Origin of the sequence: Pinirhizobacter sp., from assembly GCF_035317885.1 — a bacterium.
Lineage (GTDB): Bacteria > Pseudomonadota > Gammaproteobacteria > Xanthomonadales > Rhodanobacteraceae > Pinirhizobacter.
Map to the genome: position 1 here is coordinate 1 of NZ_DATHFX010000494.1, position 14,645 is coordinate 14,645.

Here is a 14,645-nt window from a genome sequence, read left to right on the forward strand (position 1 = left end):
GCCGTAGTGACCAGCCGTGCCAGCTACGAGATGGTGACCAAGGCAGCGTCGGCGCGTATCGCCATACTGGTGGCGATATCCGCGCCCACGGCGCTGGCCGTGCAGCTGGCGAAGAGTTGCGAGGTAACCCTGGTGGGCTTCGCCCGCCCGGGCCGCCACGTGGTGTACTCAGGCGGTCAGCGGGTGCGGCGTACTCAGCCGCGGTCGCGCTGACGACGACGGCGCACGCTGTCGCGCACGTCCACGTCGAACAGCACGGCCAGCCCGTCGATGTCGAACGACAGGCCGTCACGGCTGGGCAAGCGCGAGGCCAGCGCGGCGATGTCCTGCCGGGGCAGGGTGATGGTGCAGGCGGACGCAGTTCCGTCGATGGCCGCGACATCGCCAGGCGCCAGTCTGAAAGCCAGGCGGAAAACACGCCCGACCGTCGTGATCGCATCGACTACGGTGCCTTCGAGCAGGGCTTTGAACTCGTCTTCGTCCACACGTAGCCGCAGCGATTGCTCCTGGAGCTGGATCTTCATGACGACAGGGCCTCCCAGTCGGCCGGGGTGTTGCCGTTGGCAAGCATCAGCTCGATGGCGGGCGTCGTTGCCAGCACATGTGTGCCGATGCGCTGTTGCAGTGCGCGTATCGATGCTCCGCGGCCACCCGTTGCCAGGCAATCGGCCATCGCCGCGCGCGTGTCGCTGCGCAGTTCCAGCGCCATCGGCAGGGGCGCACCCTCGTGGCACACGCAACTATCATTGGCGCGCCAGTGGGTGTCATCGTCCATCAGCGCGCGCAGCAGGCCGGGTGTGAGCCGCGGCATGTCCACGGCAAGCACCAGCAGGCGGCCGTCCGGTAGCGCGGCCGCGGCGCTGGCGAGGCCGCCCAGGGGTCCAAGCCCAGGTTCAAGATCGGGGATCGACCGATAGCCGGGCCGATCGCCGCTGACATAAACATGGTCGATGCCGGCCTCGCGTGCCAGGCCGATCATGTGGTCCAGCAGCGGGCGCCCGTGCCAGGGCAGCATGGCCTTGTCACGGCCCATGCGCATGGATTGTCCTCCGGCAAGGACCAGGGCGGCGCGCAGGCTCATGGGGTCAAGTCGATCATGCCGGCAAGCGTAGCGCAGTCGCGTGACTGTTACCGATGGGCGCTATGATGTGCCGATGGAAACGATCAAATTTGAAGTAGAAGGCGATTACGTCGAGCTGAACCTGCTGTTGAAGCTCACCGGCTTGTGCGACTCAGGCGGTGCCGGCAAGAAAATCGTGGCTTCCGGCGATGTCTCGGTGGACGGTGTGCAGGAATTGCGCAAGACGTGCAAGGTCCGCCGGGGCCAGGCGGTGACCCTGGGCGACATGCGCATCGAGGTCATTTAGCCGCCGGGCGTTCCTTCAGGCGGATCTCGAAGAGTTTCGTCCAGTTCTTGCCGGTGACGAACAGACGGTCACCCTTCCCGTCGTAGGCGATGCCGTTGGCCACCGCATCGGTGTCGTCGGAGGTATCGGCGGGCTTCAGGCCTTTCAGGTCGATCACGCCCACCACGTTGCCGGTGGCCGGATCGATGCGCAGGATCCAGGTGGTCTGCCACACGTTGGCGTAGATCTGCCCCTTCACCCACTCAAGCTCGTTGACGTAGGTCACGGGCCTGCCGTTCAAGGTGACGTGGATGCGGCGCTCTTCGTTGAGGGTGGTGGGGTTCAGCACGCGGATGTCCGCCGTGCCGTCGCTCATGTAGATGTGCTTGTCGTCCCGGGTGAGGGCCCAGCCTTCGCCCACATAGTGGAATTCCTTCTTCACCGCGAAGGTGTCGAAGTCGCGGACGAAGCCCACTTCCGTCTGGTAGGTGAGGCTGATCAGTTCCTTGCCCCAGTCGACGATACCCTCGCCGAAATACTTCGAGGGTACTTGCACGCTGCGGATGACCTCGCCCGTGGCAAGGTCTACCTTGCGTATCGTCGAATGCCCGGCAAGGCCGGTGCTTTCGTAGAGGAATCCATCCTTGTAGAACAGGCCCTCGGTGAAGGCGCCGGCATCGTGCGGATACGCATGTACCACCTGGTAGTCGTAGATGGGCAGGTCCGCCGCATCGACGGGGCGGGGAAGGACGATTGAGATGGCGGCAAGCAGTACCGCGGCAAGGCAGGCCAGGCGCATCGTGTCAGCGGCCGTCGGAGATCGGGGCGTTTACGGCGATCGCCGCGGCCTTCACCGCCACCGGCAACAAGGGCTGCGAAGGATCGGTCTGGCAGTCGGCGGTGAGTTCGTCCACGAAGGGGCCGGCCGCACTGGTGCGGATGGTGCCGATGCCGTTCCTGGCGCTGGCATAGCCGAAGAGCCACGTGAGCATGGTCTGGATCTCAGCCGTATGGGTTTTTGAATCGCGGTTGATGCGTGAGACGAATTCACCGCACTTGACGTTGTCCAGGGCGATGTCGCCGCGCCTGGCGACCAGGGTCATGTGGGTATCGCCGGGCGCGGGGGCCGCGACCGCTGGCGTGGCGGGCGCAGGCGCCGCCACTGGGGCCGGCGCGGCGGTCGTCGGGGCAGGTGCCGGCGGCGGGGCAGCCGGGGTGGTGTCTTCGCGCGTCGCGTGGCGGTGGCAGGCCGTGGCGAGCAGGGCCATGGCGACAATGACGGGCAGGCGCTTCATGGGTCATCCGAAACAGCTTGGGAAGCGCAGAAGCCTACTTGATTTCCCGTCCACCAGGCATGGAAAAGGCGCCTGAAGGCGCCTTTTCGGTCAGCCACGGTTGGCTTACTTCGAGGTGCTGCTTGCGGCCGGCGTATCGCTGGACGAGGCGGCCTTTTTCTTGTGGTGCATTTTCTTGCCGCCTGCGGCGGTGGAGCTATGGGCCATCGAATCGTTCGACATGCTCGAGCCGCTCTTCATCGAATCATTCGACATCGAACCCGAACTCATGGATCCCGACGTGCCGCTGCTGGTGGGCGTGGACTGCTGCGCCATGGCCATGCCGGTGGCAGTAAGGCCGCAGAGCATCAGCGAAAGACAGATCTTGTTACGCATGGTGGTTTACCCTCGATGGTAAGCGCCGGATGGGGTGGCAAGGATGCGTTGGCGCGAACGCGCATCGTCCTGTGGATAAATCCAAGACCGGGAACGGCCGCTTCCCATTACGCAAAGTTTTCCGTGAATCGGTCGTGACCGGTTTCGCTGCAGTGCGTCAAATTCCGTCTCAATGAAAGTCGCGGGACACCGAAGCGAATCCGGGCAGCAGGTCGCCATAATCGTGTAACCGCCTTGCAATGAGATGGCGTACGCCTTCCACTGCTTGCAGCTCACCGTCCACGGCCATCAATACCGCCCCAAGAAATACCTCGCGCTGCCGCTCGGCGATGTCGCGGCGCACCACTACATTGACCTGGCCGGTCTCATCCTCGAGGGTGAGGAAGGTAATGCCGCTGGCTGTTGCCGGTCGCTGGCGCACCGTGACCAGCCCGGCATGGCGGATCCACTGCCCATGTTCCATCGACGGTAGCTGGCTGGCCACGCAGGTGCGGCGGCGGCGCAGTTGCTTGCGCACCAGGCTCAAGGGATGGGCCGTGAGCGAGAGGCCTTGCGTGGCATAGTCGGTGAACACGGTTTCCGCCACGGTCGGCGGTCGCAGGATCGCGCGTTCCTCGCCGGTGGTGCCGAGCATCGGAAGGTCGCGTTCGATGCCGGCGCTTTCCCAGCGGGCGCGGTGGCGATGGCCGCTGAGCATGCGCAGTGCGCCGGCATCGGCCAGCCGCTCGCGTTCGCCGCGGCCCAGGGCCGCGCGCCGGCAGAGGTCATCGAGGTCGCTGAAGGGGGCCTGCATGCGCGCATCGCTCACCCGCTGGGCCACCTCGGAAGAAAGCCCAGCGATCATGCGCAAGCCCAGGCGCAAGGCAAGCTTCGCCTTCCGGTTGCCGGCATCGCGTGCGTGAACCTGCTCAAGGCTGCAATCCCACGTACTGGCGGTGACGTCCGGTGGCCGTACCTCGAAACCCTGTTGGCGAAGATCCTGCACCAACTGTGCCGGTGCATAAAAGCCCATCGGCTGGCTGTTGAGCAGCGCACAGGTGAACACTTCCGGGTGGTGGCATTTGATGTACGAGGAGGTATACGCCAGCAAGGCGAAACCGGCCGCGTGCGACTCGGGAAAACCATAGCTGCCAAAGCCCTGGATCTGGCTGTAGATCCGCGCGGCGTACTCCGGGGAATATCCGTTTTTGGCAAAGCCCTCGAAGATGCGCTGCTCGAAGTGTTCCAGGCCACCGGTGCGCTTCCACGCCGCCATCGAACGTCGCAGCTGGTCGGCCTCGCCTGCACTGAAGTTGGCCGCCACCATCAACAGGCGCATCACCTGTTCCTGGAAGATCGGCACGCCCAAGGTATTTTTGAGTACCTCGCGGACTTCATCGGAAGGGTAGTCCAGTGCTTCCTCGCCCGAGCGGCGTTTGAGGTAAGGGTGCACCATGCCACCCTGGATCGGTCCGGGGCGTACGATGGCCACCTGCACCACCAGGTCGTAGTAAACCTTGGGCTTAAGCCGCGGCAGCATGCTCATCTGCGCACGCGATTCGATCTGGAACACACCCACGGTGTCGGCGGCGCAGATCATGCGGTAGGTGGCTTCATCCCCGATGGGAATATCGGCCAGGCGCTCGTAAACGACGCCACGGTGTTCGCGCAGGAGGTCCAGGCATTTGCGCAGGCACGTGAGCATGCCAAGGGCCAGGCAGTCGACTTTCAGCAGGCGCATGGATTCCAGGTCGTCCTTGTCCCACTGGATCACCGTGCGGTTGTCCATGGCGGCGTTCTCCACCGGCACCAGGGAATAAAGCGGCTGGTCGGCGATGACGAAACCGCCCACGTGCTGGGAAAGATGCCGGGGCATGCCGTGCAATTCCGCCACCAGGCCTACCAGTTGGCGAATGGTGCGGCTGGAGGTGTCGAAACCGCGCTCGCGCAGGCGAAGGCCGATGTCGACGTCGCCATGCGCGTGGGAATAGGCGTGGCTCAACTGGTCGAGCTGGTCCTCGCTCAAGCCCAGCGCGCGGCCGACATCGCGCGCGGCGCTCTTGCTGCGGTAGGTGATCACCGTGGCCGCCAGCGCCGTCCGTTCGCGACCGTACTTGCCATAGATATACTGGATCACTTCCTCGCGCCGCTCGTGCTCGAAGTCGACGTCGATGTCCGGCGGTTCCTTGCGCTCGGCCGAAATGAAACGTTCGAACAGCAGCCCGGCGCTGGCGGGGTCTACTTCAGTGATGCCCAGGCAATAGCACACCACCGAATTGGCGGCCGAGCCGCGGCCCTGGCATAAAATGTCCTTGCTTCGTGCGAAGCGGACGATGTCGTAGACGGTCAGGAAGAACGCTTCGTATTCAAGCTTCGCGATCAGCGCCAGTTCGCGCTCGATGGTGGCGGCGATATGCCCGGGCACGCCGTTTGGCCAGCGGCCGCCCATGTGCGCCTGGGTGAGTTTCCGCAGGTGCTGGGTGGGCGTACTGCCTTCGGGCACCAGCTCGCGCGGATAGACATAGTTCAGGTCATCCATGCGGAACAGGCAACGTGCGGCGATGTGCGTGGATTCGGCCAGCAGGTCGGGCGGATAGATGCGGCCCAGCACCTCGCGCCTGCGCAGGTGGCGTTCGCCATTGGGGAACAAGGCATGGCCAGCCTCGGCCACCGGAGTGTTGATGCGGATGGCGGTAAGTACGTCGTGCAACGCGCGACGCTTGCGGATATGCATGTGCACATCGCCGCTGGCGACGCATGGCAAGCCGTGGCGTTCGCCCAGCGCGCGCAAGGCGTCCAGTTCGGCATCATCGTCGGGGCCGCGGTGCAGTTCCACGGCCAGCCAGGCACGGCCGGCAAATGTACGTGCCAGCCAGGCGCCCTGGACCTCTCGCTGGGTGGCATCGCCGCCATGCAGTGGGCCAGGTGCCCATAGCACGCACAAGCCTTCGCCAAGGCCCTGCATGTCCGCCATGCCCAATCGATATTCCCCTTTCGGGGCAGCGCGCCGCCCCTTGGTAATCAGTTGGCATAACGCGCTATAGCCGGCGTGGTTTTCCACCAAAAGCACCAGCACCGGCCCATCGTGCAGGCGGATTTCGCTGCCCACGATCAAGCGACAATCGCCTTCCTTGGCCGCTTCCCAGGCACGGACGATGCCAGCCAGCGAGCATTCGTCAGTGATCGCCAGGGCCTGGTAGCCGAGCGCACGCGCGCGGTCGAACAACTCGCGAGCGCTGGAGGCGCCACGCTGGAAGGAAAAATCACTCAGCGCATGGAGCTCGGCGTAGCCAGGCGCCACGTCGTCATTGCCGGCCATCCGCCCCTTCATGCGAACCACCCGTGCAGCATCCAGCCATCGTGGCTGCCGGCCGGCAGGTAGGCCCAGGCACGCTGGCCTTGCCGCGTGCCCACGATGTAGTAGTCGCGGCGCAGGTCGCCGCCGTCCCACCATCCGCTCTCGATACGCTCAGGGCCCGCCAGCACGCGCGTGGGTTTCGGGCGCATCGGGCGGGGGCGGTGCATCAGCCACAGGGGCCGCGGACGCGGATCGGCCCATGGCGGCGCCGAACCATCGCCACGGCGCCAGGCACGTTCGGGCCGGTGATCGGCCACGGCGGACAGTTGCTGCAAGGCCGCTTCGCCCAGGCGTGCGCGCAGGCGTTCGTCCAGGGCGTTCCAGTCCAGTCCTTCGCCACGCACCGGATCGAACAGGTCGCGCAACGGCGGCCGGAAGGTGGGCAGTTGTTCGGCATGGATCTCGATGGCGCGCACCGGTGCATGCAGGGTGCTTCGCTCCACCCGCGTGCGCGCCAGCTCGAACAGGCGCGCGGCCTCGCGTTGCGGTACCGCCATGCCGACGGGAATCTCCGTGGACGATTCACGCGCGTGTTCCAGGCGCAGCCGGAACAGCTGCACGCCGCCATCGCGTGCGGCCAGCATGTTGGCCAGGGCCTGGGTCAGGCGGCGCAGCGGGAACATCAGCGGTTCGCTGCCTTCCAGTTCCGCGTCGAACTCGATGCGCTGGAAGAAAGTGGGCGGCGGCTGCCAGGCGGGAATGGCTTCGCTGGCATGGCCGCGCAGGCGGTCGAGCCAGTGCATGCCTTCACGGCCGATGCGCCGGGTAAGCTCCGGACGGGGCAGGGCGAATACCTCGCGCAGGCGGCGGAAGCCCATCGAGCGCAGGGCCTGGACACTTTTTGCCGGCAGGCCGCTACGCGACAGGGCGATGTCGTCGAGCAGGCGCAGCATCTGTTCGGGGTGTTGCACCACGCAACCGTCGAAGCTTGCCGCCAGCACCCAGGCGGCGGCCGGGCAGGGTGCGGCTGCCAGCGTATGGACATGGCCCAGGGCGGCAAGCCCTTGTTTCAGTTTTCCCGACAGCGCGCTCCAGCCATCGAACAGGCGCAGGCTCGCGCCGGCCTCCAGCAACAGGCATTGCGGCGGCGCCAGGCTGATGTGGCCGCTGAACTGGTAACACCAGGCGGCCAGCTCGGCCAGCAGGCCGGCCTCGGCGGCCTTGTCGCGCGGACGCACGGCAAGGTTGGGACACAACGCCCGCGCCGCCGCCACGCTTTGCCCGCGCTGCACGCCCAGTTTCTGCGCAGCAGGATTAACGATGGCGACGGTGCGGCGACGGGCGTTGTCCTCGAGCAGCGCGCCAGGTGCATCTTCCGGCAGCGCAGCGAAAGCAGCGGCGAACGCCAGCCCGGGAAAACGCAGACAAGCCCAGAGCATGACGAAGTCCGATGGTGTTGCGACGGGCCGGTGCCCCTTGGCACCGGCCTTGATTCATCGAGTGAGGGTGTTGGGGTCAGAGTAATTACTCTGACCCCGGTTCCCGGCCTAAGCGCGCATGCGCATGGACGGCATTACGCCCTGCATCAGGCCACGCGATTTGATGACGTCGACGTAGGTAGCCTCGTTGCTGTTGGATACCTTCAGGCGAAGCGCGGCAGGGCTCGTTTGCGCGGCATGCGCGGCCGAGCGGTAGAGCACGGCGCAGGCATCGCCGGTTTCGGCGGCCAGCTGCAGGCGGCGCAAGCTGCGGTAATCGATGTCGGGCAGCCAGCCGACCACGGCGGCGCAGCAGCCTGAGCGCAGGCACTGTTCCATGCTCCACGCCGCCTCGGTAGGCGTGGCGTGGATCTCGTGCAGGAAGCGAAGGTCGACTCCTGCCGCCTGCAGGGCCGGGGCGTAAGGCTGGTAGGGCGGAGCCACGAAGATGACCCGGCGGTGCTCGCGGGTCATCGCGGCCAGCGTGGGCATCAATAGTTCCAGTTCGCCCAGGCCATCGTTCTCGAAAAGGATTTCCGACAACGCACCCAGCGGCCAGCCGCCGCCAGGCAAGCGGGCATCGAGCGAGGGCATGCCGGTGGAGATGGCGCGCACCGTTGGCTGGTGCTGCGACGAACGGCGCCAGATGCCCGGGTGCTCGAGCACCTGGGCGAGCGAGGCGGTGGCAATGGACTGCTGGACTTCAGCTGCAATGGCGCTCATGGCGTCAACTCCGGCGGATGATGCCGACGTAACGGCCTTCGATGGCGAAGGCGTGACGACTGGGATCGACTTCGATCGGTTCGAAATCGGGGTTTTCAGGTAGCAGGACGATGCGGTTGTGCGTGCGTTTCAGGCGCTTGACGGTGACGTCTTCATCCACGCGGGCCACGACGATCTGGCCGTCGTCCGCCGTGGCGGTGCGGTGCACGGCCAGGTAGTCGCCATCGAGGATGCCGGCGTCGCGCATGGACAGGCCCACCACGCGCAGGAGGTAATCGGCGCGGGGTCGAAACAGCGCCGGATCCACTTCCAGCTGGGATTCGATGTTCTCGGCGGCAAGGATCGGCGAGCCCGCGGCCACGCGGCCGATCAGCGGCAATTCGTTCTCGCGGAAGCTGGCCAGCCCCTCAGGCAGGCGCAGGCCGCGATGCTGGGGCGAGCGCTCGAGCTCGCCCTTGCGCACCAGCGACTCGATGCAGGTTTGCGCCGAACTGTGGCTGGAGAAACCCATGGCCTCGGCGATCTCGCGCAATGTGGGCGGCAGCCCTTGCTCGCGCAGGTATTCCCTGATGAAGACCAGGGTTTGCTGCTGACGGTCGGAGAGGGGTTTGAAGGACATACGTACAAATGTACGCATCCTGTGGCGGCTGTCAATCGATCTTTTTGTTTTGCACGTTTATGCACGATGTTTTACTATGTTGCTTGATCTCACTTTTCTGGTTTCGTTGAATATGTCGCCCCAATCCATTGAATCAGAAGGGAACCCCGCCCTGCCACGAGCCAGGCTGGCTACCCGGCTGATCTTCCTGATGTCCGGAATCTCCCTGGCCTGCTGGGCGCCGATGGTGCCTTTCGCCAAAACCAGGCTAGGCCTGGATGAGGCGCATCTGGGTATGGTGCTGCTGGCCATGGGCTGTGGCTCGCTGGCCTCGATGCCGCTGGCCGGCTTCCTGTCCCATCGCTTCGGCAACCGCCGGGTGATCGGTATCGGGGCGTTGTCGGTCTGCCTGTTCATGCCCTGGCTCACCCTGGCGCCCACGGCGTGGATGTTGGCCATCGCGTTGTTCTGCTTCGGTGCTTCGCACGGCGTGGTGGACGTGGCCATGAACGCCCACGCGGTGGACGTCGAGCGCATGAGCGGCGGCGGCATCATGTCGGGCTTCCATGGCCTGTTCAGCACCGGCGGCCTAGTGGGCTCGGCAGGCATGAGCCTGCTGCTGGCGGCCGGCGCGCCGTTGCTGGCCTGCGCGGTGGTGCTGGCGATCGTGCTGGCGGTGCTTACGGTGAGCCAATGGAAGAATTTCCTCGAGCACGCGCAGGCGGAGGACGCGAAGAAACACACGATCTTCGCCTGGCCGTCCACCGCGGTCATCCTGCTGGGCGTGCTGTGTTGTATTTCCTTCCTGGCCGAAGGCGCGATGCTGGATTGGAGTGCGGTGTTCCTGCGCTCCTCGCGCCAGGTGGGCTACGACATGGCGGGCCTGGGTTACGCGGCGTTCTCCATCGCCATGGCGGTGGGCCGGCTTTCGGGTGATTTCCTCGTGCGCCGATTCGGCGCGGTGAACATGGTGCGCTGGGGCGCGGTAACAGCCTCGCTGGGTTTCTTCATCGCCACCTGCCTGCCCTGGGCGGGCAGCAGCCTGTTCGGTTTCCTGCTGGTGGGCATCGGCGCGGCCAACATCGTGCCGGTGCTCTTCAGCGCCGCTGGCCGCCAGGGCGGCAGCGCACCGGGCATTGCCATCGCCACCGTCACCACGCTCGGCTACACCGGCATGCTCACCGGCCCCGCCGCCATCGGCTATGCCGCGCACGCCACCAGCCTGCCACTGGCCCTCTCCGCCATCGCCGTGCTGCTGCTGGGCGTGGCGGCACTCGCACCCATGGCGCGCCGCTGATGGACGCGGCCATGCGCGACATCGTCGTCTTCGATTTCGGCGGGGTGCTGTTCGACTGGAACCCGCGTTACCTGTATCGCAAGCTCTTCGACGACGAAGTGGCGATGGAAGCCTTCCTGCGTGACGTCACCACCGATGAATGGAATGCGAAGCAGGATGCCGGTCGTCCCTGGGATGAAGCCATTGCCGAACTGGTACAGCGCCACCCCGAGCACGAGGCGCTGATCCGGGCCTATCGCGAGCGCTGGCCGGAAACCCTGGCCGGCACCATCCCGGAAACCGTCGCCGTGCTGCATGAACTGAAAAATGCCGATACGCCGCTGTACGGCCTCACCAACTGGTCGCAGGAGACCTTCCCCATCGCCCGGTCCATGCATCGTGAATTCGATCTTTTCGATGGCATCCTGGTGTCGGGCGAGGAGGGCATGGCCAAGCCCGATCCACGCATCTTCCAGCGCCTGCTCGACCGCTTCGAGCTGCCTGCCGAACGCGTGGTGTTCATCGACGACAACCGGGCCAACGTCAAGGCAGCGGCAAAGCTCGGCCTGCATGCGATCCACTTCACCGATGCGAATTCCCTGCGCAAGGAACTGGTCGGCCTGGGGTTGCTCGAGGGGCGCGCATGAACCGCGTAGCGGATACCACGCTGCCCCGTGAGCGCGCGCAGCTGATCGTCGAGCGCCTGCAGCGCGATGGACGTGTGGTGGCAGCGGAGCTTGCCGCCGAATTTCGCGTCTCGGAGGATTCCATCCGCCGCGACCTGCGCGAGCTTGCCGCGGCCGGCCAGTGCAAGCGCGTGTACGGTGGTGCGCTGCTGGCGGCGAACTTCGCTCCTCTGCGCCAGCGCGATGCCCAGCACATCGCCCGCAAGCAGGCACTGGCACGCGCCGCGGTATCGCTGGTGTCGCCGGGGCAGATCCTCTTCATCGATGCCGGCTCCACCAACACGCAGATTGCCCTGGCGCTGCCCGAACGCCAGGACCTCACGGTGATCACCAACGCCCCGGACGTGGCCAATGCGCTGCTCGGTCGCCCTGGTTTCGAGGTCATCCTGCTCGGCGGCCGCCTGCATCACCGCATCGGCGGCGCCATCGGCGCCCAGGCCGTGGCCCAGGTCCGCGGTATCCGCGCGGACCTCTGCTTCCCGGGCATCTGCTCGGTGGATGCCCGTAGCGGCATCTGGACCTTCGACGACGAAGAAAACCTGTTGAAGCAGGCGATGATCCAGGCCAGCGGCGAAACGGTGGCGGTGGCAACCGCGGAGAAGTTGCAGGCTGCGGCGACGCACCTGACCGCCGGGCTCGAGGCGGTAACGCATCTGGTGACCGAGGCCTCCGCGGCCATCGACTGCTTCGCTCGCACCAACATCAACATCGTGTTGGCGTGATCGGATTTCCCCGATCGCGCCGCGGCATCCATGGCAAGCTCGCGCTCAGTCGTGATGACCCGGCGCCAGCCACAGGCGCTGGTGCGGTAAATCCAGGGTAATCACCCATTGCTTTAGCACCGGCGCACCGATATTGCCGTCGATGGCCAGATCCATGATCTGCGCGTTGGCCTTCAGCGGCATGCCGCCCAGGCTGGCGCTCAACGCTTGCTTGCCCTTGGCAGCGGGATCCAGCCCGAGCGCCGTCGCGAGCGGGCGATTGACAATGACATTGCCGTCGCTGCCGCAATCGAGCTCCATCCACAAGCGCCCCTTGGGCGTATCGATCGCCACGAAGGGCGTGAGCGAGCGTCCGCCGACCTCGCGGCCGATCCGCATCGGTACTTCCCTGGCCGACTTGACGCGATCGGCGAGGCTTCGCGGTGTCTCGACGATCAGCTTGCCGGCGGCAAGGTCCAGCGTGATGGCGCGATCGGCGAAGGCATCGAGCGCGATGGATCCCGCCAGGGGCGGCGCATCCTTGGGCAGCAAGGCTGAAAAATCCCAGACACCTGCCGATTCCACCCGCAAATCAACCGCAGGCAGGGGTAAGTGCACGTTGTCGCAACGCGCTACGTCGATACGATCGCCGCGCATGCGAAAGCCGGTCATTTGCCCCCAGGGCTGGCACCCCAAAGCCTTGACCGTACCGGGTGTCACCACCGTCAGGCCACCAGCGGTGTCGAGCAGGAACGTGGCCGGCTTGCCGCCGATATCCACCTTCAATGAGGGAATCGCGCCCAGGTAGGCCGTCAGCGGGATTTCAACCGGATGCTCGGCGGCATAGGCACCAAAGCAACACGACAGGCAAGACACGAGCACGAGCGCACGCAGGAACATGGGTGTCCTTGGGTGGGGGATGTCGTGCCAATGCTAGGGAAGATCGGTCATGGCGTCTGCCTGACTTCCTGCATGGTTGGTCATGCGGCCATATGGCGATCTACCTGCGGTTCCTCAAAGTCCACAAGATTCATACCGTGTCTGTGAGCACTTGCCTGAGCGGCTGCCACGATCGATGGATCGGGTTTCGGAGGCTTGACTTGCTTATGGCTCTCGCCTGAGAGCATGGCGATCAATAATAGGCTCAGCATGTCAGGGCTTGACCGTGCGTGGGTCGATGTCGGCCTCGGTGGGATGCATCGGATCGTAGAAAGTGTACGTGTAGAACGTTTTCTCTCCGTCCGGATATGTCTTCTTCGCAAGCATGGTTCGCGCCGCATCGACGTAAGCCGTCGGCACGCGTATGTCCACGGCGGCCGTCGTACCCGTGGTCGGGTCGATCACTTTGGACACTTGCAGCGACTGTATCTTCCCCGTGGCATTGGTCGTGGCCTGAAAGATCACGGCATAGATTTTTGTGGGCAGGCCACGAGTGGAGTCGTGGAGACTGGCCCAGGCTATTCCGGCAGGAAACATAGCCAGCATGCTCGCCAACAAGAAACGCTTCCATCGATGGATTCCGCATGACCGCCACATGATCCTGTCTCCTTGCTGTCGGCCAATGCTACGTCGATGCTTCGGATGCGCCAACCTTCGGGCGCGCGCCAATGACCAGGAGCCAGAGAAGGAAGGCGATCTCGCCAAACAGGAAGGGGAAGGCCCAGTTGGATAGCAGATCGCCCACCGTTGGCCACAGCAATCCCGTCATGCTCAGCACGATATAGGCCACGCCGTTGAGTGCCAGCCACACGCCAAGGAACCTGGGCAGGAAGCCTGAGCGGAATACAAGGATGGCCAGGGGCAGCAGCCACAGGCCCCAGAAGGTTTCTGCAGCCTTCACCGACAGCCCATGCATGCGGATGAACATCGACACCAGGGCATCGCGCTCCGGTGCGCTGAAGGCGGATAGCACGTCGTTGCCCGTCACCGCCACCAGGGCGCCGATATCGTTGGCCAGGGTCGCCATGTAGAGCGGGGTATTCATCAGCCCGAGTACGAGCAAGCACAGCGCAATGGCCTTGTCTACGCGTTTGAACAGGCGATACAGCGCCAGGATGACGAACACGCTGATCGCGGCCACCAGCACATCGACGGTGATGCCCCATCGGAACAGTGACTCGTGCGCCGCCACATTGGCAGCCGTGGCGGCGGCATTGCCTTGCACGAACAGTTTTTCGGGGATGTACATCAGCCGGAATGGGCCAGTTAGCGCAAGCAGCAAATAGATGAAGCCTGCCACCCGTGCATCCCGCTTGATCGAAGTCATGGACCGCCCCTTCCATTGATGCCCCACCATCGTTATAGGACGCAAACGATCGCTCGGCAAGCCACGCGCCCGTTGAACACGCCGCCAGGCAGCACGGTTGTCGCGAACGATTCCGTCCGCATTGTTATGATCGAGGCAGCCCGGTCAGGAAAAATCCGATGGATCGCAAAAGCAATGCTTCATGGCGCGGTCTTGCCGTCGCTGCCCTGATGGTGGTGGTGCCATCGGTCGCCGCCGCCGCGTTGCCCGTGCCGCCGCCGCGCAACCTGCCCGACAACGGCCTGGCTCGCACGCCGCCGATGGGCTGGAACAGCTGGAATCATTTCGCTGGCCGCATCACCGACGCCGACGTTCGTGCCATGGCCGATGCCATGGTGGCCACGGGCATGCGCGATGCGGGCTACGTGTACGTGAACATCGACGATACCTGGGAGGGCAAACGCGACGCCTCGGGGAATATCCAGTCGAACGAGAAATTCCCCGACATGAAGGCGCTGGCCGACTACGTGCACGGCAAGGGTCTGAAACTCGGCATCTACTCCTCGCCGGGGCCCATAACGTGCGCGAAGTTCGAGGGTAGCTACGGCCACGAACTGCAGGACGCGAAAACCTACGCGGCCTGGG

At 65.0% G+C, this 14,645-nt stretch carries 17 protein-coding genes and 1 pseudogene; 6 read left to right on the top strand and 12 right to left on the bottom strand.

Features of this window, described 5'->3' with window-relative positions; genetic code table 11:
* Positions 1-213, top strand: a 213-nt coding sequence (locus tag VK519_RS16215) for a formate dehydrogenase accessory sulfurtransferase FdhD (RefSeq protein WP_324351454.1), incomplete at its 5' end; no start/stop codon positions are given.
* On the opposite strand, the gene VK519_RS16220 is transcribed toward VK519_RS16215, so the two are convergent.
* On the bottom strand, positions 195-524 hold the full coding sequence (locus VK519_RS16220; protein ID WP_324351456.1) for a hypothetical protein: 330 nt from the start codon (positions 522-524) through the stop codon (positions 195-197). The genes VK519_RS16215 and VK519_RS16220 overlap by 19 nt on opposite strands.
* The gene (gene mobA, locus VK519_RS16225) at positions 521-1,081 is read right to left on the bottom strand and encodes a molybdenum cofactor guanylyltransferase (RefSeq protein WP_324351458.1); all 561 of its coding nucleotides are present in this window, start codon (positions 1,079-1,081) and stop codon (positions 521-523) included. Before mobA ends, VK519_RS16220 begins: the two co-directional genes overlap by 4 nt.
* Positions 1,082-1,154: 73 nt before the next feature.
* Between mobA and VK519_RS16230 the strand changes: the two genes are divergently transcribed.
* Complete coding sequence (locus VK519_RS16230) at positions 1,155-1,367, top strand: RNA-binding S4 domain-containing protein (protein ID WP_324351461.1); 213 nt, start codon at positions 1,155-1,157, stop codon at positions 1,365-1,367.
* Here VK519_RS16230 and VK519_RS16235 read toward each other — a convergent pair.
* The 7 genes from VK519_RS16235 to lexA form a co-directional block, all read right to left on the bottom strand.
* Positions 1,360-2,145, bottom strand: coding sequence for a glutaminyl-peptide cyclotransferase (locus tag VK519_RS16235; protein WP_324351463.1), 786 nt, complete (start codon positions 2,143-2,145; stop codon positions 1,360-1,362). The genes VK519_RS16230 and VK519_RS16235 overlap by 8 nt on opposite strands.
* 4 nt (positions 2,146-2,149) lie before the next feature.
* A complete protein-coding gene (locus tag VK519_RS16240; protein ID WP_324351465.1) occupies positions 2,150-2,641 on the bottom strand; it encodes a hypothetical protein in 492 nt (163 codons plus the stop codon).
* A gap of 105 nt (positions 2,642-2,746) precedes the next feature.
* Positions 2,747-3,016, bottom strand: a complete 270-nt coding sequence (locus VK519_RS16245; RefSeq protein WP_324351467.1) for a hypothetical protein — start codon at positions 3,014-3,016, stop codon at positions 2,747-2,749.
* Positions 3,017-3,185: 169 nt separating this feature from the next.
* Positions 3,186-6,314, bottom strand: coding sequence for an error-prone DNA polymerase (locus VK519_RS16250; RefSeq protein WP_324351469.1), 3,129 nt, complete (start codon positions 6,312-6,314; stop codon positions 3,186-3,188).
* An 8-nt stretch (positions 6,315-6,322) separates the two neighbouring features.
* Positions 6,323-7,732, bottom strand: coding sequence for a Y-family DNA polymerase (locus VK519_RS16255; RefSeq protein WP_324351471.1), 1,410 nt, complete (start codon positions 7,730-7,732; stop codon positions 6,323-6,325).
* A gap of 108 nt (positions 7,733-7,840) precedes the next feature.
* On the bottom strand, positions 7,841-8,494 hold the full coding sequence (imuA, locus tag VK519_RS16260) for a translesion DNA synthesis-associated protein ImuA (protein WP_324351473.1): 654 nt from the start codon (positions 8,492-8,494) through the stop codon (positions 7,841-7,843).
* Between the two features lie 4 nt (positions 8,495-8,498).
* Positions 8,499-9,113 (bottom strand): transcriptional repressor LexA, encoded by a 615-nt coding sequence (gene lexA / locus VK519_RS16265; RefSeq protein ID WP_324351475.1) that lies wholly within the window; start codon positions 9,111-9,113, stop codon positions 8,499-8,501.
* A 190-nt stretch (positions 9,114-9,303) separates the two neighbouring features.
* On the opposite strand from lexA, the gene VK519_RS16270 reads away from it, so the two are divergent.
* From VK519_RS16270 to VK519_RS16280, 3 genes are read left to right on the top strand one after another with little or no spacing between them, the layout of a single operon-like run.
* A complete protein-coding gene (locus VK519_RS16270) occupies positions 9,304-10,389 on the top strand; it encodes an MFS transporter (RefSeq protein WP_324351477.1) in 1,086 nt (361 codons plus the stop codon).
* Positions 10,390-10,400: 11 nt separating this feature from the next.
* Entirely contained in the window at positions 10,401-11,015 is a 615-nt protein-coding gene (locus VK519_RS16275) for an HAD family hydrolase (RefSeq protein ID WP_324351479.1), read from the top strand.
* Positions 11,012-11,776, top strand: coding sequence for a DeoR/GlpR family DNA-binding transcription regulator (locus VK519_RS16280; protein ID WP_324351481.1), 765 nt, complete (start codon positions 11,012-11,014; stop codon positions 11,774-11,776). Before VK519_RS16275 ends, VK519_RS16280 begins: the two co-directional genes overlap by 4 nt.
* Positions 11,777-11,821: 45 nt before the next feature.
* On the opposite strand, the gene VK519_RS16285 is transcribed toward VK519_RS16280, so the two are convergent.
* The 3 genes from VK519_RS16285 to VK519_RS16295 all read right to left on the bottom strand — a co-directional run bounded on the left by VK519_RS16285 (position 11,822) and on the right by VK519_RS16295 (position 14,021).
* Entirely contained in the window at positions 11,822-12,655 is an 834-nt protein-coding gene (locus VK519_RS16285; protein ID WP_324351483.1) for a pepsin/retropepsin-like aspartic protease family protein, read from the bottom strand.
* 252 nt (positions 12,656-12,907) lie between these two features.
* Positions 12,908-13,249, bottom strand: a complete 342-nt coding sequence (locus VK519_RS16290) for a hypothetical protein (RefSeq protein ID WP_324351485.1) — start codon at positions 13,247-13,249, stop codon at positions 12,908-12,910.
* 70 nt (positions 13,250-13,319) lie between these two features.
* The gene (locus VK519_RS16295; RefSeq protein ID WP_324351487.1) at positions 13,320-14,021 is read right to left on the bottom strand and encodes a DUF4386 domain-containing protein; all 702 of its coding nucleotides are present in this window, start codon (positions 14,019-14,021) and stop codon (positions 13,320-13,322) included.
* A gap of 158 nt (positions 14,022-14,179) precedes the next feature.
* Between VK519_RS16295 and VK519_RS16300 the strand changes: the two are divergent.
* A pseudogene (locus VK519_RS16300) lies at positions 14,180-14,645 on the top strand (glycoside hydrolase family 27 protein); the annotation flags it as partial.